The organism is Chitinophaga sp. 9-1-y, from assembly GCF_059511905.2.
In genome coordinates this window covers 1570779-1590036 of the sequence record NZ_CM197955.1, presented here as the reverse complement: position 1 = coordinate 1590036, position 19258 = coordinate 1570779, and the positions used below count along the sequence as shown (strand labels likewise).

Here is a 19258-nt window from a genome sequence, read left to right as displayed (position 1 = left end):
GCTACGGTTATTTGTACCCCTCATTCTGGGTCAGGTTCACATTGGTTCTGATAGCATCAGATGGAATAGGATACAAGGTATCCGTTGACTGCCAGTTCGCTCCTTTCAATGGCCCCAATACCGCGTCTGATCTTTTGGTACGTTTCAGATCAAACCAGCGATGTCCCCACTCTGCAAAGAGTTCTACTTTACGCTCCTGTTCAACCGCCAGTAGTAAAGCCGGTTGTGTAAGCCCCGTAGCAAGGTCGGGTATGCCGGCACGTTCACGAACTGCGTCCAGGTCATCACGGCCTTCATTTAATTTACCTTGCTGTATGCGGGCTTCTGCGCGAATCAGGTATTGCTCTGCTACCCGCATCACCATGGAGTATTCGGTAACGGTTCCCGCAGTACCCAATCGTACTTTATATTTGTAAGGGAAATAATAGGTAGCACCAGCCGAGGTTTTCCGGAAGCCGGTCCAGTTGGCAAGGCGTTGATCTCCCGGCTCAAATTTGCGGATCAGCTGCAGGGTATCCAACCGGAATAAGGCGCTGGCTGTAGCATTGGGGGGTGTAGAGGTAAATCCTTCCCAGGTATTGCGTCCCCCGCTTAGGTTCACCGGTTGCAGTTGCCAGATAGCTTCCTGGCTGTTAGCGAGGAATACAGTATTCAGGTCTTTCAACAACGTATAACGGCTATTATTGATCACGAGTGAAGCAGTGGCTTCTGCCTGCGCCCATTGTTGATTATACAGATAAACCCTTGCCAGCAATGCATTGGCGGCCGCTTTATTAGGGCGTACCCGCGTACCGGTGGGATAATCATCTGCCATCAGCGTCACAGCCGATTTCAAATTGCTGATAATAGTATCATACACGGCGGCCCTGGGTGCACGGGGCTTCACGCCATTTTCTTTGTAATCTGTGCTGGTAATCATCGGTACATCACCATACATATTTACCAGGTAAAAATATAAGAAAGAACGTGTAAAATAAGATTCTCCCAATAACTGGTTTTTCACCGCCGGCGATAAATTAGTAGATGTGGAAATACCTGCTATACAGGCATTCATCTGGTAAATGTAACTATACACATCTGCAAACATGCGCGTTACAAACGTACTACTTGGTATCAGTCTCGTTTCCCGAAACACGTCATAGTCGGCATAGGTGGTGTAATAGTACATTTCATCCGACTGCATGGCCGGCAAATAATTCATCAGCACATTGGCAAACTGGTAGTTGTAGGCATTCATGGTGCTATACAACCCGGTAACAGCAGCCGTGGCAGTTTTATCATCCGTAAAAACCAACCCCGACACCAGCTCATTTTTTGGTAAAGGCGTATCTACATACTTACTGCAGGCAGCAGTTCCTATGATGATCAAACCGGCTAAAAATATATGAATACGTTTCATGTGATATCTTTTTATCTGCTAAACAGAAATAATACTTTATAAACCCAACTGTAATCCGATTACATAAGATTTCAGCGGAGGCATTACCATACCCTGTGTTTCAGGATCCATTCCTTTATAGTTGGTGAAGGTGAGTAGGTTTTGCGCCAACGCATAGACGCTCAGGCTACTGATTTTCCATTTCTTCACGAACTTTGAAAAATCATATTTCAGGGAAACATTTTTCAAACGGATGTAAGAGGCATCGCCCCAATTAGCCGTAGAAAGACTGTAATTACGATAGTCTGTAATCCCCGCTACCGTGGTAGCTCCGGGAACCGTAGTGATATCTCCTTTTTGTTTCCAGCGGTCCAGTGCCCGAAGGTCCTGGTTAGCGAAGTTGCCAATAGCGGGAACATTATAGCCATAGTTAATACCAGGGCCTTCCTGTTTCACAAACTGGAACAGGAAATCCAGGCTGAATTCCTTCCAGGTAAAACCATTCGATATACCGCCATAAAACCGCGGATCACGGTTGCCCAATATCACGTAATCAACAAATTCCGAAGGTGCAGCATTACCGCTGTTGCTAAAAAAGTTGGGCCGGCCGGTTTCCGGGTTAATACCCAGGAACTGGTAACCTTTTACCACAGATAAGGGCTGTCCTATTACGTATACATCTTTATAGGCAGAGGCTTCAATATCTGGAAATGATTTGAGTTCATTTTTACTCACCGTCAGGTTCACGGATGTTTTCCAGGAGAAATGCGGGCGTATAATATTGGACGTATTTATTTCAAACTCCCAGCCGCGGTTCATTACACTGGCCGGCAGGTTGGCCGTAATGGAAGGAAAACCTACCTGTGGACTCAACTGTAAATCCACCAGCTGATTATTGGAAATATTATAATAATAGTTGGTATTGAAGAAGATGCGGTCGTTCAGGAATCCCAACTCCAGGCCGATCTCTTTTTTATGGCTTTCTTCCCAGCGGTACAGGGAATTAGGAAGACGGGATGGCGTCAATCCCGGCACACCGTTATAAGGGAAATTAGTAGAGCTCCAGCTATCCAGGTATTGATAGTCTCCTACTTTATCATTGCCGGAGTTACCGATGCTACCCCGGAGTTTACCAAAACTCAGGAAGTGCAGGTTTTTCATAACATCTTCCTTGCTGAATATCCACGCGGCACCTACTGCACCGAAGTTACCAAAGCGGTTACCCGGCCCAAACCTGGTGGAACCATCGCGGCGGAAAGAAGCATTAACGATATACTTTTCCTCCCAGTTATAATTTACCCGGCCAAATACAGAGGTATAACGATAAAACGCATATTCCGACGGACGGGGTGTAATCAGGCCAGCCGCTTGCTGGTCTTCCAGCAACGCATCACTGGAAAAACCATCTGCAATTACCGATTGCCCTTGTGTGATACTCTGCTGCCAGCTGCTTCCCAGCAACACCTGCAAGTTTCCTTTAGCAATGGTTTTATTATAATCCAGTTGTGGTTCTACGATATAGGATCCAAAGCTGGAGTTGCCAAAGTAAGACTGGCTACCGGTACCTTCTCTGGGATTAAAGCTGGCATTTGGTGTAATCCGCATCTGTTTCATATCTGTGCGGGTATATCCCAGGTTGGCTTTTATATTTAAACCAGGCAGCAATGTATACCGGATCACACTGTTAGCCACCAGGTTATTGCTGCGCACTTCTGATTTACGCAGCAGGTAGGCCGCCGGATTCTGTTCATTGGAAAACCAGTACAGTTTACCAACAGAATCATACAACGGATAATTAGGTGGCAGGTTATAAAACATCACCAGGTCTGTAGGCAGGGAATTATCTACACTGGCGGAGTAATTGACAGACGCCATGACATTGAATCTGCCGTTCGCGCCGGAATGGTTGACGTTTATATGTCCGGCGCCGCGCTGAAACCCAAGGCTACCTGGCATTACTGTTGTTTCCTTATGCCAGGTACCGCTCAACAGGAATTGTGTTTGCTCATTGCCTCCTGATACAGATCCCTGTGCTTCGGTAATATGGGCGTTATTCCCCATAAAAAATTTCTGCCAGTTGGTGGTTTGTTGCTGGTCCCACACGGTGAGATCCGGTGCGGTTTCTGCGTCATAGGGTTTATTGTCATTCTTAAACGCTTCCTTCCGCATCGCTACATACTCCGGTGTGCTCAGCATGTTCATCATATGCACCGGCTTACCTAATCCCGTATATACGTTAAAGTTAGTCTGCGTTTTACCGGCCTTTCCTTTCTTCGTGGTAATGAGGACCACACCATTTGCGCCCCTGGAGCCATAGATAGAAGTGGCGTCTGCATCTTTCAATATATCAATCCGCTCTATATCTGCCGGATTAATAGACGCCATGGGACTTTGGTTCCCATTAGCAGAAGTAAATTGGTTGATAGGATCTGCATAAAAAGGTACGCCATCTATTACGTACAGCGGATCGTTGGGATGCAGGATAGAGCTTTGTCCCCGGATCAGTACTTTAAAATTGGAACCGGGCAATCCGCTGGAAGAATTAATAAACACTCCGGATACGCGGCCCTGCATAGCGCCCAGGGCGTCCAGCACAGGTTGCGAAGCAATGTCGCCGGCTTTGATACTGGCCACAGATCCGGTATTATACCGCTTACTGGTAGTACCATAGCCAATTACCACGGTTTCATCCAGGCTGCTGGTTTGCCGTTTTAAAAATAGCTGATAAGGATTGTTATGGGCCACCCGGAATGTCATGGGCTGATATCCTACATAAGATACTTCCAGTTCATCTCCCAGGCTGGCTACAATAGAAAAACGGCCCTCCTCATCGGTAACCGTACCAGTACGGGTGCCTTTCACTTTGATGGTCACCCCAATGAGTATATTGCGTGCTTCATCTTTGACAACACCTGTAACCGTGTGTTGCTGCGCGCCTTCATCTACCATATGGGTAGCCGGTTTCTCCGTGGCGGGAAGCTTTTGCTTAATAAAAATGGTTCTGTCTTTCAGGGTGTAATCCAGCGGTTGGCCTTTAAACACTTCCTTCAGAAAGTCTGCCAGCGGTTGGTGATCCGCCTTCACCGTTACTGGTTTGGCTACTTTCAGCATATCCCTGTCATAAAAGAAGAAATAGCCGGTTTGTTGTTTTACGGAGGAAAAAATATCCTCCATCGGTGCGTTTTTCACCGACACCGTCACTGTTTGCGCAAAAGCACCTGCTGATACTTTCAAGGTCGCCACCATCATGAGAACAATCGTTAATCTCATAGTAAGTGCAATTTTGGTTGGGAAAAGTCCGGGCATAGAAAGGACTTTTCCATGATAAGTCAATTGCATAAATTTGCATTTGTTAGGATGGATAATCTGTATTCGAGTATGTACACGCTTAATGCGGCTATCGTCCGGACATTTTTCCGGGGGTGGGTCCAATCACCTCCGGCTTTTTTTTGCCCGGACAACCGCGTATAAATGCTAAAGTTGGTGGTGCATAATATTCAGTTGACATCGCTAAAATAAATCCCCTATAGCTATGGCTCCACAATAATACTGCGTCCCTGGACGCGGAAATGGATGCCGGTATTTTCTAATCCTTCCAATACATCCGACAGCGGAAGATTCCGTTGAATTTCGCCCCGGAACCTGCGAACAGGAATATTACCGGCATAAACAATGGATACATCATACCACCGCGCCAATTGCCGCATAATGGTGGGGATGTCTGCATCATGGAAGTAAAATTCATTCTTCTTCCAGGCCAGGATGGCTGCTGTATCGGCTTTAGCCACTATATTCAGCTGATCAGGCCCGGTAACCTGTGCCTGCTGCCCCGGTAATAATACCCTGGAAACCTGTCCCGTATTTACTTTTACGGCACCCTGTATCAGGGTGGTTTGAACGCCCGGCTCATCCGTGTAGGCGTTTACGTTAAAGCTGGTACCTAATACTTCTATGGTAGCATGACGGCCAGCCTTCACCAGGAATGGCATTTTCGCTTTTGCCGCCACTTCAAAATAAACTTCTCCTTTTATTTCCACTTCTCTTTTTCCTTCGGAAAATACCGTAGGATAAGTAATAGCAGCAGCTGCATTCAGCCATACCTGCGTACCATCCGGCAGTGTAAGGCGAAACTGTCCACCTCTCGGCGTGGTAAGGGTATTGAGGGTGGCTGACGCAGAATAGTCCTGCGTATTATATTGTAACTGCCCATTTTGTAAACGAATCAGGGCGCCCTGTTGCCTGATCACCTGTTGACCATTACTATCCAGGGGAACCACTGAACCGTCTGCCAGCGTCAGCGTGGCTTTGGTAGATCCCGGCAATATCCGGGCAACGGGTATGGCGGATCCCGTTGTCGCCGGAGCTGCCTCACGATACCAATATATACTGCCCGCCAATAAGAGCAACACCGCAGCAGCGGCACTCCACCACCAATGGGCACGGGATGACCGCACTACTTTGGCTGCGGGAAAATGCTGCGCACTAAAGGTGGCCCAGGCGGCGGTCATATCAAATTTTTCGTACTGCGCCAGCTTGTTCCGGAGTATATCCGGATCCGTTAGTCGTTCAAACAAACGCTGGTTATCCGCAGACGCAGCGATCCATGTCCGCAGCTCATCTTCCTCTGCAGCAGTCAACAACTCCCGGTGATACCGGGATACCAGGTACGCGATTCGTTGCAATATTGGATTGGTTTCACTGTTTTGATCTGTTGCCAATTCGTTCCTTTACTATAGAAACAACGAAAGTTTATTTTCGATTAAAGCTTTTGGAAAAAATATTTTCCGGGTCAACAGATCCGTTAATAATTATGGTAATGTTTCATCAGGGCTATATACAGACCCAACAACGGTAATATATTCTTTTTAATCAGGCTGCTCCGGATGAGTTTAAGCGCCCTTAACTTCTGCGCCCGCACCGTGTTATAAGAGATGTGCAAGGCATTGGCAATATCTTCATTCTTCTGACCTTCGAGATAACTCATCTTAAAAATACGCCTGCACTGTGAAGGTAAACCTTCTATTTCCTCATACAGCTGCTGAATAATTTCTGTTTCCGTTAACACCGGGTCAAAACCACTCATCTCCTCAACAAACGCCGCTTCCTGCAAATAAGAAAACTCCTTTTCTCTGACAGAAAGCCGTTCCCGGCTCTTCAGAAAATTAAGGCCCGCGTTTTTCGTGGCAATAAAAAGAAATGCTTTGATATTGGTGGCAGAAGTAAAATCACCCCGTTTATGCCATAGCTTCGAAAAGGTTTCCTGCACGAGGTCTTCTGCCTCTTGTTCGTTATCTACAATCGTAAAAGCAAAATAACAGAGCGCCCGGTAATGCTGATTAAATATGTATTGGAACGCAGATTGTTCTCCTTCAGCAAATTTTTGCAGTAATAAGTGCTCATTCTTGGTATACTCGGCTATCATCCCCTCCTCCTGACAATATAAACGATGATTTATCGGAATAAAAATACCGATAAAAGCTGAGTATTCATAGCCGTCCCGGAAAAACAAGCACAGACAGGCTTCACACGGATGTAATGATATTGCTGATAAACTCATTGTACTCGTCTTTCATCGGCAGCTCCATATTGCAGTGCAATTGCCGCCTTTTCACGATCACTGGTACCTGTGCCTTTATATCAAACCCTTCTTTTGCCACCTCCGCCCAATAAATACCGCTGCCTCTCTTCTGCCACTGTGGTAACTCATTAAAGTTAACACCCAGCGAAAACAACAATTCATTTTTCTCCGCGGTACTCAACCGCTCTATCTGCTGCGTGGCATCTGCCTTGTTGGCTCCCTCCTGCCGCAAACGCCAGTAACAATGGGCATTCAGCGAGTTGCGGTGCGCATCCTCATTACGCCAGCGAAAATAATCGATGACCAGGCTAGCATTAGGCAATTCGGAAATACGACAGTCGAAAGCGGCCACACCTCCCAGCAATACCGAGAATTGTGCGCTGGCTTCACCTGCCAGTATGGAAATGAATTTCCGGCGCTTGCGGGAAAACGCGGATTCATTCAAATCAAACAATAACGATATCTCATCGCTTTGTGTATATCCATAAATAACTTTAAAACCGCAAGTCATCAGGTGCTCCGTGGTAGCAATCATGTAATCACGGAAACGCGTGTCGAAAGGCGCCTCAAAAGAGTGTGTCTCTTTAGTAAGCCGGGTAAAGCCACGGCCATCAAGCCTTGCTACCATGTACATGCCGGGTACTACATGCGCGTCATTGGCGGTTTCATATACACGCATTTTGGCATCTAACTCATCAAATTTCATCGGTCCAGGGTTTAACAACAAATGTATCGTTTATAATAGCTACCACATATAATTCATCAAAGCCTTCCTGCATGGAAGGTAGTTCCAATCGCTTATAAGTACCACGGACGCCCACTTCCGGAATTAACGCTTTACCAGACCGATTGTTATTGCGCTGCAAAGCATCCATTAAGCCTGATTGGAAATAGTATCCCGTCACTTTAAATTTATGCTGCCTGGCAAGGGTAATATATTTCTCCCGGTCGGCTTTACCAGGGTTGGTGTTGTCTACTACAAATGCCTGGTGCAGGGAAAAGCAATACTCCAGTAACTTCCCTTCTTTATTCCGTGTATGCAGCTGATCCATCGAGATCCGCAAATGGGTATCGAAAAAATGTTGCTTGTAAAAAGTGGATTTGCCGGTGGCCTGAATGCCACAAAAAATAACTGCTTCCATAGGTAATATCTTTTCCGGGATCATCCCTACATCAGATCAGGGCACAAAAACAGCACAGAGGTATTTATCTCCCTAAAAATTACTTTCCTGTAATCTCATATACACAACGACGTTGCCCTTCAGTAATGTGTTCTGTACGTACAATAACGGCGTGTTTCCCGAGTACGGTACTGAAAATTTCCTGTTCCAGCTGGCAAAAATAGCCGCAGCATTTTGCAGCCGCCTGAATAGGACAATGATTTTCTATCAGCAACAACGTATCTCCTTCTTTTTTAAATTCTGCCATATACCCTTCGCGTTTGCGGATATCGGCCAGCAAGATCACTTTACTTTCCAGGTTTTTGCAGTCTTTCAGCTCTTCCTGGTATTTCTCCAGTGTACTTTGTGCGGTAGCTTGCAGTACTTCTCCCATCTTGGCTGGTTCCAGGGTTTTACTCATGTTACAGAGTAACTTCAATGCCAGGTCCTGGTGACGGTCCGGGAAACGTGCATTGCCGGCTTCCGTTAGCCCCCATATCTGCTTGGGTCTTCCCCTGCCCTCAGATATAGTAGTGGCAGTTACCAACCCTTCATTTGCCAGTTTGAGCAATTGAAAACGCGCACCTTCCATGGTTACCTTCAACTCGTCTGCTAATGCCTGCAACGGTTGTGGCCCCCTGGTTTTAAGTATCCATATCGCCCGCTCATTGTCGGCAAAATTATTATTCATAATAAACAAAGTGTTTATTTGGTTTATTCAGCAAAGATACTATCTTTGTCTCAGAAATACGATGAATAGTTCCGTACCACCATACCGGTGCTGCCGCGTGTATACCGTGCGCAGTAGCTGTATGCGGGGCACAGCGGACCACTACCTCCGGCAGGGCCCTCCGGAGGGTAAAATAACACATACGAACCAACAATTGCCGCTGCGGGGTTCCCTGCAGTACCAGGCAACATGTGCATACTAAAACATAAATAACAACTCCATGAAAATAGCTATCATAATCGGCAGCATCCGGCAGGGACGGCAATCCCAGAAGATCGGCCATTATCTGCAACATAAACTGGCGGCGCAAAACCACCATATCGACCTGGTAGACCTGGCCGCCATATCGCTCCCTATGCTGGAAGAGCGGGTAGGCAAACATCCGCAGCTGCCGGCGGCCGTACAGGATTTAAGTAACCGCCTGCATGCCGCCGATGCCTTAATCATGGTCACACCGGAATACCATGGCAGCTTCTCCGGTGTACTGAAAAACGCACTCGATTATTTTTACAGCGAATTCTCGAGAAAAGTAGTGGGCATTGTTACCGTCAGTGCGGGCAAACTCGGTGGTATCAACGCCGCTACACAACTGCAACATGTCATCCTCAGCCTTGGCGCGTTCCCGCTTCCCACCAAATTACTGGTACCGGAAGTATATGGCGCCTTCAACGAGGCACAGGAACTTACCAGCGACATCACCACCCGATCGGCACAAAGATTTATAGATGAATTCCAATGGTTCGCCAGCGCTATCTGCGAAAAGAAACAATCCGCAGTCGGCATTTAAAACAATCACGCTACAGCGGAGAATACGGGCATTCTCCGCTGTATGCATTTAAATGAACTATACCGTTAAAAAATTAATATCTTGCTAAATATTTCTACAATATTTGCAGAACGCAATCGTCTTCAAAAAAGGAAATCCTGTTTTTTAGCCACACCCTGCAAAAAATATATTATCTCGTAAGATGAAACAAGACGCTGGTACTAAAAAGAAAGAAGCCGGCATATTCAGTCTGCTACGGCCATACATGGGGATGGTTGCTTTGCTGATACTGTTTACGCTGTTGAGCAATGGCCTCAATTTATGGCTGCCCAAAATTATCGGAAACGGCATCGATGCTTATGAACATGGCACGTTTCAGCTTAACCCGCTACTGATAAAATTCGGCGTCGCCATTTTTATCATCCTGGTGTTCACCTATCTTCAGAATATCATACAAACATATGTGTCTGAAAAAGTGGCCCGGAATCTCCGCACGCAAATATCCAACAAGATATCCGGCCAAAGCTACGCATGGGTGGAACAAGCCAACCCTTCCCGGTTGCTCACCAACCTGATTGCGGATGTAGACTCCATCAAATTATTTGTATCCCAGGCCATCGTATCACTGGTATCCTCCCTGTTTATCATCATCGGCGCCAGTATATTACTGATCACAATCAACTGGAAACTGGCACTGGCCGTGATTGCTACACTCCCGGTAATTGGCGTTACCTTTTTCCTGGTATTACGTAAGGTAAGAGCCGTGTTTATCAAAAGCAGGGAAGTAATGGACTGGCTCAATAAAGTCATCAACGAAAGTATACTGGGCGCAGCCCTTATCCGCGTAGTGAATTCCCAGCAACTGGAATATGAAAAATTCCTCGATGCCAATACCAAAGCCATGAACTTTGGCCTCACCATTATCCGGCTCTTCGCCGGACTGATTCCCGTGATCACCTTTACCGCAGGCCTCGCCGGGCTGATCATCCTTTCTCTCGGCGGACATTTCGTGATCACGAATTCCATGAGCCTCGGCGATTTTGCGGCGTTCAACAGCTACCTCGCCATGCTCATTTTCCCGATCCTCGTTATCGGGTTTATGAGTAATGTGATTGCCCAGGCCACCGCGTCTTACCAAAGGATCAGCACCGTGATCAATATGCCGGATGTGATGCCATCCGGTACCATTAATACACCTGTTAAGGGAGATATCCACTTCAGCAATGTATCTGTCAACTACGGTCAGAAGCCCGTGCTGAAAAATATTTCCTTTTCCGTAAAAGCAGGATCGAAAGTAGCCGTGATAGGACCTACCGCCGCTGGCAAAACCCAGCTGCTCTATTTACTCACCGGCCTCATTAAACCAACCAGCGGAGAAGTACTGATAGACGGCCAACCCGTTACCGCCTACAACTCCGAAGCTATTCACAAACAAATAGGTTTCGTATTCCAGGATAGTATCATCTTTAACATGAGCATCCGCGAAAACATCGCCTTCAATGAAACGGTAACTGATGCCGCCATGGAAAAAGCACTCGATACTGCTGCCTTAAGGGAATTTACGGAATCACTCCCCGAAAAACTGGATACCATCGTATCAGAAAGAGGAACCAGCCTTTCCGGCGGACAAAAACAACGTCTTATGCTGGCCCGCGCACTGGCCATGAATCCTACTATTCTCTTGCTGGACGACTTCACAGCAAGAGTAGACACCAATACGGAGAAGAAAATACTGGACAATGTACAGTCAGCATACCCAGGCATCACCCTGTTGTCAGTAACACAGAAAATTGCCTCCGTAACGCATTATGATCAGATCATCCTGCTCATGCAAGGTGAAATTATTGCCAGCGGTACCCATCATGAACTGATCAATTCCAGTCCTGAGTACATCCAGATTTTTAATTCCCAACAAAGTACCAGCAACTATGAATTACAATCTTAATAAATATACCGGCAAGGAACATAAAACGTCCAACTATACGGCATTCAGAAACCTGCTGCAACTCATTACGCATGAGAAAAAGAACCTGTACATTGCGTTGCTGGCAATTGTACTGAATGCAAGCCTTAACCTCTCCGGCCCACTGCTGATTGGTTATACCGTGGATCATTATTTAGTACATAAACAATATCATGGTGTACTGCTGTTCTCCGGCATACTCCTCTGTATGTACCTCGTGGCATTTGTCACCAGCTACTTCCAGACCAAACTGATGGGAGGTGTGGGTCAGCGTACCCTCTTTACCCTACGCAATTCTATCTTCAGTAAAATACAACAACTGCCGGTAGCTTTTTTTAACCAGAACAAGGCAGGAGATCTTATTTCCCGGGTAAATAATGATACGGATAAACTCAACCAGTTTTTTTCTCAATCACTGATGCAGTTTGTCGGCAATATTATGATGATGATTGGAGCCGGTGTGTTCCTGATCATCATCAATTATAAAATAGGTATTGCCGCGCTGGCGCCGGCGGTGCTCATCCTTTTGTTTACCCGCGTATTATCACCCTGGATCAAAAGAAAGAATGCCGCCAACATGAAAACCGTGGGCGGCATGAGTGCGGAAATCCAGGAAAGCCTGAGCAATTTTAAAGTGATTGTTGCCTTCAACCGCCGCGATTATTTTAGAAAACGCTTTGACGAAGCCAATACCCAAAACTATGAAACAGCTATTGGTGCTGGTTTGGCCAACAACGTCTTCCTCCCTTTCTACGCCATGTGCGCCAGTCTGGCACAACTACTGGTACTTACCGGTGGTATCTACCTGATTGCACAAGACGAATTCTCGATAGGGCTCCTGGTAAGCTACCTCGCGTATGCCAACTATTTCTATAACCCATTAAGACAACTCGCTACCCTTTGGGCAAACTTCCAGGTAGCCATGGCCGGATGGGACCGGATCTCTGAAATACTGGTGCTGGAAACAGACCTGGTAACCGTACCGGCTCCTGCTACATCCATCCCCAATGCACCGCTGCTGGAGTTCAAACACGTACACTTTGGCTATCCTGAAGGCAGGGAAATACTACATAATATCAGTCTTACCCTGGAAAAAGGAAAAACCTATGCCTTGGTAGGCCCTACTGGTGGCGGTAAAACAACCACCGCCTCTCTCATTGCACGCCTGTACGATCCCACACAGGGAACGGTATTGCTGAATGGGAAAGACATACGCAGTTACGATGCCAATGAACGCTCCCAAAAAATCGGGTTTATTTTACAGGAACCATTTTTATTCACAGGTACCGTAAAAGAAAATATTTTATACGGCAATCCGCAATACAAGGAGTATTCTAATGAGCAGCTCACGGATGTCATTAAGGAAGCGAACCTGGAAAAACTACTGGCCATCTTTGAAGAGGGACTGGAAACAAAAGTAGCCGCCAGCGGCGATGGTGTAAGCCTCGGGCAAAAACAGCTAATTGCCTTTATGCGGGCCGTTCTGCGCAAACCAGACCTCCTGATTTTGGATGAAGCCACCGCCAATATTGATACAGTAACCGAACAATTACTGGGTGAAATACTGGAGAAATTGCCAGCTACTACCACCCGTGTAATTATTGCCCACCGGTTGAACACGATAGAAAATGCAGATGAAATATTCTTTGTGAATTCAGGAGAAGTTACCCGTGCAGGATCGCTGCAAAATGCGATGGAGAAACTATTGCACGGCGTAAGAGTTAGCTGATACCATTACTTAGGGTAGCTATCCTGTAGTACCCGATCTATATATACATATTCCGGCAGCGATTGTAACTTTTGTAACAGCGTGGCCGGAATTTTTGTTGGTCCCAATAGCGCTCCCGCTACTTGTCCGGCGATGGAAGCGTTGGTATCTGTATCACCACCGGCTGCCATGAGGGCATCAAACATCTCCTGCATGCCGGTTTGCGCTACGCGCGAAGCCGCAAATAAAGCCAGGGGCACGGAGTTAACCACATAACCATTATTGCCCAATGCGGCCACCTCCTTTATTCCTGCTTCCTTTCCCAATTGTTGTATCCCGATCAACCGATCCCGTATGCGCGTATCCGGTAGTTGGGGTATCACAATATCAAAGAGATCAGTAGTGATAGTCCAGGCGCCTGACAATGCCGCGCGTATAGCCAATACCACTGCCAGTGCACCAATGTAGGCTTCCTCGTGTTGATGGGTAATGCGGCAGGCGTCCCTGATATCCTCACGGGAACGACTATCCCAAAATGCAAAAGGAGCTATTCTCATAGCTGCGCCGTTGCCAGCACTATATTCCCCACTATTGCCGGCATAGCGCCAGTGTATACCTGCCGCTAAATCCCGCATGGCTTTTAAGGTACTGGCCCCAATACCTGCTATGCTGCCTGCTTTAAAGTATTGCAGAAATTGTGCAGCCAGGGCATCTGTATTTTTATCGAGCGATAATATTTCGCAGGTAGCCAACGTGAGCCACGTGTCATCGGTCAACGTCCACCGGGGCAGTGGAGCTGATATTTCTCCCAGGTAAAAAGTCCTTGAATTGGGCTGTGGGGGCGTATTTTCAAAGCAGCTTCCCCAGGCGTCGCCAATAGCGCCTGCTAAAATACAGCCTTCAAATCGTGCCCGCTTGCTTAATGTCATATGGTAAAATACGGTTATTCCGGGTGCCTTTCCCCACTCATACCAGCTTTTTTCGGTATATTCACTGCATGTCAAAATTTAAAGATGTAGTGGTAACACTATCAAAAAAGCACCCGCAAACAAGTGAACCGGTACAAGCGGGGCACACGTTTGTGATTGGCGTATTAGGCAAAAAAACTGCCTTCTACGAAATCGCCACCGAGGCGCTGAACAACCTTCACAATGATGATCTGCAGAAAGCGTTGTTCCAACTCCTCCACCCACAAACCCCACATCACTAATTAATTTATTTCCAATGTTGAATTCGCCTGTACAGGGTTTTCAGCATTGGGAAAAATTTTGTACTATTTGGTAAAGAATATACCTTTACCTGTAAATTCATGTAGCATGTCAGGCAGACCTAAGATATTTGATGAGCAGGAAGTGATCAGTAAAGCTGCGGACCTTTTCTGGCGGCAAGGGTACGAAGCCACTTCCACAGAAGACTTGCTGGCAGAAATGGGCATTGGCAAAGGCAGCTTTTACCTCGCTTTCAAAGGAGGTAAAAAAGAATTGTTTGAAAAAGCCCTGACCCAAAACAGTGAAAAAGCGATCACCCGCTTTAAAAAAGAAGTGGCGGAAGCCGCCGATCCGATCGAATATATCCGGCAATTCTTTCGCAGCATTACCGATAGCCCCAAAAAAATACATCAACGCGGCTGTATTATGGGCAACACCGTAGCCGAGTTGTCGAATACCGACCTGCTCCTGATGAAAAAAGCCGCCCATCACCTGCAGGAACTGGAAGGACTTTTCCATCAGGCACTCCTGCGCGGGAAAGAACTGGGCACCCTGCATACCAAACAAGATCCCGCACTGCTGGCCCGTTTGCTGCTCAATAACTGGAATGGCCTGGGCATCACCCGCCGGATCTATCCCGATAATGAAGCCCTCGGGGAACTCATAGAAATGCAATTAAAAATCCTGGATTAACCCAGGTACTTGTGCGAATAACATTTTATAAACGCATACTTAATTTTGTACCAATCAGTACAATATAAATACTTCAGCATGGAAAAAGTAACACCACTCACCACATCTACCGCTTTATTATTTGCCATCGCCAGCGGATGCGCCGTTGCCAACGTATACTACGCCCAGCCATTACTCAACACCATGAGCCAGGATCTTCAGATCCCGGAGGCAGATGCGGGTATCATAGTAACCGTCACCCAAACCGGTTATGCAGCCGGCCTACTGTTGCTGCTGCCACTGGGCGACTTGTTCAATCGCCGCAAACTGATTGTAACCCAGCTCCTGCTGGCCATGGCAGCACTCGGACTCGTTGCCTGGGCGCCTACACGCCTCCTCTTCTTCGTAGGAATGGCCGCCGTAGGCATGCTGGCAGTGGTCACCCAAACATTGGTAGCCTATGCGGCCACGCTCGCAGCACCGGCTGCACGCGGACGCATGGTAGGATTGGTCACCAGCGGCGTAGTCCTCGGCATCCTGCTGGCCCGCACCATTTCCGGCACCCTGGCCGATCTTGCAGGATGGAGAGCCGTATATCTTTTCTCTGCGACGCTCATGCTGCTCACCGCCATCGCCCTGTTCCGCGTGCTGCCCCGTGAAGATCCCCATAAAGTGGTAGCCTCCTATCCGCAACTATTGGCCTCCGTTTTTCAACTGATGCTGCAGGAACCCATACTACGCACCCGCGCCGTGCTGGCGGGATTTATCTTCGCCTCCTTCAGCGTACTATGGACTTCCCTGGTGTTACCACTCAGCGCACCACCTTATGGATTCAATCATATAGTGATCGGCCTGTTTGGACTCATCGGCGTAGCCGGCGCACTGGGCGCCGCCAAAGCCGGACAACTGGCCGACCAGGGCCGCAGCCAATGGACTACCGGCATAGCCCTCACCCTACTCCTCCTCTCCTGGATACCACTTGGCTTCACGACCACTTATCTCCCTGCACTCATCATCGGTATTATAGCGCTGGACCTCGCGGTACAGGCAGTACACGTCACCAACCAAAGTCTTATTTATCAAATTCGCCCGGAATCGCGAAATCGCCTTGTAGCCGGATACATGCTTTTTTACTCCATTGGAAGCGGTATTGGGAGTATTGCTGCTACAACTACCTATGCTCATGCCGGCTGGACAGGCGTATGCATACTGGGCGCCGCTATCAGTGCCGGGGGACTCCTCTTCTGGGCCATCACCGTTCCCCGCACCCGCACGCATAAAAAAGCAATAACTTTAGGGTACCGTAAATAACCCATGTCATGCCACATATTCCCATTTACCAGGTAGATGCCTTCACAGACGAATTATTCCGCGGCAACCCGGCAGCGGTGTGCCAATTGGAAACCTGGCTACCCACCGATATCCTGCAGAAAATTGCCGCCGAAAATTTCCTGCCGGAAACAGCCTTCTTCCTACCCACCGCGCAGTCCGGGCATTATGAACTCCGTTGGTTCACACCCGAAATAGAAATGGATCTCTGCGGACACGCCACCCTCGCTACTGCACATGTGCTGTTCAATCATCTGGGCTGGGACTTCCACCAGCTGACGTTTCATACACAAAGCGGCGAGCTGGTTGTCAGCAAAAATAACCAGCTACTCACCCTGAACTTCCCGGCAAGGCCGGCCACCACCGCCTCTCTGCCGCCGGAAATTCTCAAAGGCATCGGTGCATATCCGATGGAAGTGCTGAAAGCCCGCGACTATATACTCGTATACCACGATGAAAATATAGTGCGCCAGCTACAACCCGACAAAGCCATCCTGGACCAGATCAACCTGGACCCCGGCGGTATTATCGTCACCGCAAAAGGAAAAGAAGTTGATTTTGTGTCCCGTTTCTTTACCCCACAGGCCAGCATCTTCGAAGATCCTGTTACCGGATCGGCGCACTGCTCCCTTATCCCCTTCTGGAGTGCACAACTCGATAAGAAAGAAATGATTGCTTTACAGGTATCTGCAAGAACCGGGAAATTGTATTGCGTAAATGCCGGAGATCGCGTATTCATTGGTGGCCACTGCAGAACCTATCTCGAAGGAAATATTTTTGTACCTTAAACAAATGACACGCTACCTTATACCGCTGCTGATATTACTTTGCTGTACCACGTTAGCCCCTGCACAAAGCCTGCCGGCGATAGATAATACCGTAAACGCTTTTATGACCAAATACCAGGTGCCCGGTATGGCCATCGCAGTGACCCATCATGGAAAGCTGGTATATGCCAAAGGTTACGGATACGCGGATACCTCACACCACACGGCAGCAACCTCCAATAGTCTCTTTCGCATTGCCAGCGTATCAAAGTGTATAACAGCTACGGCTATACTAAAATTAGTGGACGCAGGGAAATTGTCACTCGACGCAACCGTATTTGGAAAGAATGGTATACTCGGTACTACCTACGGACAAGCACCGTATGCGGAAAATCTGCGGAAAATTACGGTACGCCAACTACTGCAACATACAGCCGGCGGCTGGACCAACAACGGCACAGATCCCATGTTCAGTCATCCCGACTTATCTGCCAACGAACTGATTTCCTGGACTATCACCCATCAACCGCTGGAAAATACACCCGGTACTGTATATGCCTATTCCAACTTCGGCTATTGCATACTAGGCAGAATCATCGAAAAAGTGTCCGGTATGCCTTACGATGCCTATGTGAAAAAAGCCGTACTGCAACCCGCGGGCATTACCGATATGGAGATTGGCGGCAACACCCTGGCACAGCAAAAAACAAACGAAGTCACTTATTACGGTCAACATAGCGAACAACCCTACATCTACAACATCACCCGTATGGATGCACACGGCGGGTGGATTGCTTCTGCCACTGACCTGGCCCGCCTACTGGTACAGGTGGATGGATTTCCTTCTCCCAAAGATATCCTCTCTGATAGCGCCATCACCGCCATGACTACCGGCTCTGAAGCTAACCCGGGCTATGCCCTGGGCTGGGCGGTAAATCCTTACCACAACTGGTGGCATTCCGGCTCGCTCCCTGGTACCGCCAGCGAAATAATCCGCTCCCATCACGGATTTACCTGGGTAATGCTTTGCAATACCCGTACGGACGATAGCTTCTTCAACGATCTGGATGGTTTACTGTGGGGCGCCGTCAACGATCCGGCAACCCCATGGCCTGCAGCAGATCTTTTTACGGGTAAATAATGACTACTTAACAGCGGCCCACAAAATAGCCTGCTGTAACAACTGCGTATAAGCCGGGTTATGCAATAACGCGGGACTATGCCCCATAAAAATGTAGATATTCTTTGCTTTCACCTGCTCATTGGTCCATACCACAGGATGATCCCCCATTTTCCGGTCTGATGCCGGCATATAGGTAGCCTCATCTACACTGGCCAGCACATGCACCGCACCCCTGGGGCTTTTATCATAGGTATACCATTCTTCTTTTTGAATAAGAAAGGTCGAAGGAATGCCTTTCATCACCGGGTGCTTTTTATCTTCCACCATAACGTTACCATCCGCAAAATCCGGGATGTAGTTAGTAAAACGGATCCCGCCCATAAAGCCGGAAAACCAGTTCCACATGGGGAAACCGTCAAATTCTCCCAGCAATGTGGCATGATGCAGTCCTACCCAGCCGCCACGCCCGCTGGTAATATATCGTTCAAAAGCAGCTGCTGCAGCTGGCTTCCAGCCATAAGGCGCATAATCCAGCTGTATAAACAACTGGAACTGTGCCAGGTATTCATCGGTGATCACGTCGGGAGTTTGAATGTATTGTACTTCAAAATGATGCGTGGCCGCCAGTTGATCCAGCCACGTACGGGCTGCCGCCGAAAAGGCCACGTGATGCCCTCCGTTTTCATACAACACCAATGCCCTGAAAGCAGGTTGATGGGAGGATGCTCCGGACAACACCGGCCATAACAATAACAGGGAAAAAAAGTGTATCCGTAATAAGCGGGTAACGTTGTTGAACATAGCGGATAGTTATGTATACCCAAGATAATGTTATTCCCTTGTCCTTGTATGCCAAAAGAATTTATCAACATTATG

The 19258-nt window shown here is 47.8% G+C and carries 17 protein-coding genes; 8 read left to right on the top strand and 9 right to left on the bottom strand.

Translation table 11 applies throughout. The annotated features are described in order from the left end of the window. Positions 1-7 precede the first annotated feature (7 nt). The 7 genes from AC5ZC7_RS06295 to AC5ZC7_RS06265 form a co-directional block, all read right to left on the bottom strand. Positions 8-1399: a RagB/SusD family nutrient uptake outer membrane protein gene (locus AC5ZC7_RS06295; protein ID WP_496160443.1), complete on the bottom strand. Its 1392-nt coding sequence runs from the start codon at positions 1397-1399 to the stop codon at positions 8-10. A 36-nt stretch (positions 1400-1435) separates the two neighbouring features. Further along, positions 1436-4648 carry a SusC/RagA family TonB-linked outer membrane protein gene (locus AC5ZC7_RS06290; protein WP_496160444.1) on the bottom strand — a complete coding sequence of 1071 codons (3213 nt, stop codon included), beginning with the start codon at positions 4646-4648 and terminating at the stop codon, positions 1436-1438. A 260-nt stretch (positions 4649-4908) separates the two neighbouring features. Further along, the gene (locus AC5ZC7_RS06285; protein WP_496160445.1) at positions 4909-6096 is read right to left on the bottom strand and encodes a FecR domain-containing protein; all 1188 of its coding nucleotides are present in this window, start codon (positions 6094-6096) and stop codon (positions 4909-4911) included. Positions 6097-6179: 83 nt separating this feature from the next. Next, the gene (locus AC5ZC7_RS06280; RefSeq protein ID WP_496160446.1) at positions 6180-6800 is read right to left on the bottom strand and encodes an RNA polymerase sigma-70 factor; all 621 of its coding nucleotides are present in this window, start codon (positions 6798-6800) and stop codon (positions 6180-6182) included. A gap of 100 nt (positions 6801-6900) precedes the next feature. Further along, positions 6901-7662 carry a tRNA(His) guanylyltransferase Thg1 family protein gene (locus AC5ZC7_RS06275; protein ID WP_496160447.1) on the bottom strand — a complete coding sequence of 254 codons (762 nt, stop codon included), beginning with the start codon at positions 7660-7662 and terminating at the stop codon, positions 6901-6903. Then, positions 7652-8098, bottom strand: coding sequence for an ATP-binding protein (locus AC5ZC7_RS06270; protein WP_496160448.1), 447 nt, complete (start codon positions 8096-8098; stop codon positions 7652-7654). Before AC5ZC7_RS06270 ends, AC5ZC7_RS06275 begins: the two co-directional genes overlap by 11 nt. Before the next feature lie 79 nt (positions 8099-8177). Continuing rightward, complete coding sequence (locus tag AC5ZC7_RS06265) at positions 8178-8807, bottom strand: helix-turn-helix transcriptional regulator (protein ID WP_496160449.1); 630 nt, start codon at positions 8805-8807, stop codon at positions 8178-8180. 259 nt (positions 8808-9066) lie between these two features. Between AC5ZC7_RS06265 and AC5ZC7_RS06260 the strand changes: the two genes are divergently transcribed. The 3 genes from AC5ZC7_RS06260 (at position 9067) to AC5ZC7_RS06250 (ending at position 13304) form a co-directional block, all read left to right on the top strand. Further along, entirely contained in the window at positions 9067-9633 is a 567-nt protein-coding gene (locus AC5ZC7_RS06260) for an NAD(P)H-dependent oxidoreductase (protein ID WP_496160450.1), read from the top strand. Between the two features lie 181 nt (positions 9634-9814). Further along, entirely contained in the window at positions 9815-11557 is a 1743-nt protein-coding gene (locus tag AC5ZC7_RS06255) for an ABC transporter transmembrane domain-containing protein (RefSeq protein ID WP_496160451.1), read from the top strand. Beyond that, entirely contained in the window at positions 11541-13304 is a 1764-nt protein-coding gene (locus AC5ZC7_RS06250) for an ABC transporter transmembrane domain-containing protein (RefSeq protein WP_496160452.1), read from the top strand. Before AC5ZC7_RS06255 ends, AC5ZC7_RS06250 begins: the two co-directional genes overlap by 17 nt. Before the next feature lie 5 nt (positions 13305-13309). Here AC5ZC7_RS06250 and AC5ZC7_RS06245 read toward each other — a convergent pair whose 3' ends face one another. Beyond that, positions 13310-14212 carry an ADP-ribosylglycohydrolase family protein gene (locus AC5ZC7_RS06245; protein ID WP_496160453.1) on the bottom strand — a complete coding sequence of 301 codons (903 nt, stop codon included), beginning with the start codon at positions 14210-14212 and terminating at the stop codon, positions 13310-13312. Between the two features lie 68 nt (positions 14213-14280). Here AC5ZC7_RS06245 and AC5ZC7_RS06240 point away from each other — a divergent pair, with 68 nt between their 5' ends. The 5 genes from AC5ZC7_RS06240 to AC5ZC7_RS06220 all read left to right on the top strand — a co-directional run bounded on the left by AC5ZC7_RS06240 (position 14281) and on the right by AC5ZC7_RS06220 (position 18400). Next, the gene (locus AC5ZC7_RS06240; RefSeq protein WP_496160454.1) at positions 14281-14493 is read left to right on the top strand and encodes a hypothetical protein; all 213 of its coding nucleotides are present in this window, start codon (positions 14281-14283) and stop codon (positions 14491-14493) included. 106 nt (positions 14494-14599) lie between these two features. Continuing rightward, a complete protein-coding gene (locus AC5ZC7_RS06235; protein ID WP_496160455.1) occupies positions 14600-15184 on the top strand; it encodes a TetR family transcriptional regulator in 585 nt (194 codons plus the stop codon). A 78-nt stretch (positions 15185-15262) separates the two neighbouring features. Further along, positions 15263-16474: an MFS transporter gene (locus AC5ZC7_RS06230; RefSeq protein ID WP_496160456.1), complete on the top strand. Its 1212-nt coding sequence runs from the start codon at positions 15263-15265 to the stop codon at positions 16472-16474. 8 nt (positions 16475-16482) lie between these two features. Further along, positions 16483-17280 (top strand): PhzF family phenazine biosynthesis isomerase, encoded by a 798-nt coding sequence (locus AC5ZC7_RS06225; RefSeq protein ID WP_496160457.1) that lies wholly within the window; start codon positions 16483-16485, stop codon positions 17278-17280. A gap of 4 nt (positions 17281-17284) precedes the next feature. Continuing rightward, the gene (locus AC5ZC7_RS06220; RefSeq protein ID WP_496160458.1) at positions 17285-18400 is read left to right on the top strand and encodes a serine hydrolase; all 1116 of its coding nucleotides are present in this window, start codon (positions 17285-17287) and stop codon (positions 18398-18400) included. A gap of 3 nt (positions 18401-18403) precedes the next feature. Here AC5ZC7_RS06220 and AC5ZC7_RS06215 read toward each other — a convergent pair whose 3' ends face one another. Then, positions 18404-19183 carry a ThuA domain-containing protein gene (locus tag AC5ZC7_RS06215; RefSeq protein ID WP_496160459.1) on the bottom strand — a complete coding sequence of 260 codons (780 nt, stop codon included), beginning with the start codon at positions 19181-19183 and terminating at the stop codon, positions 18404-18406. Positions 19184-19258 lie beyond the last annotated feature (75 nt).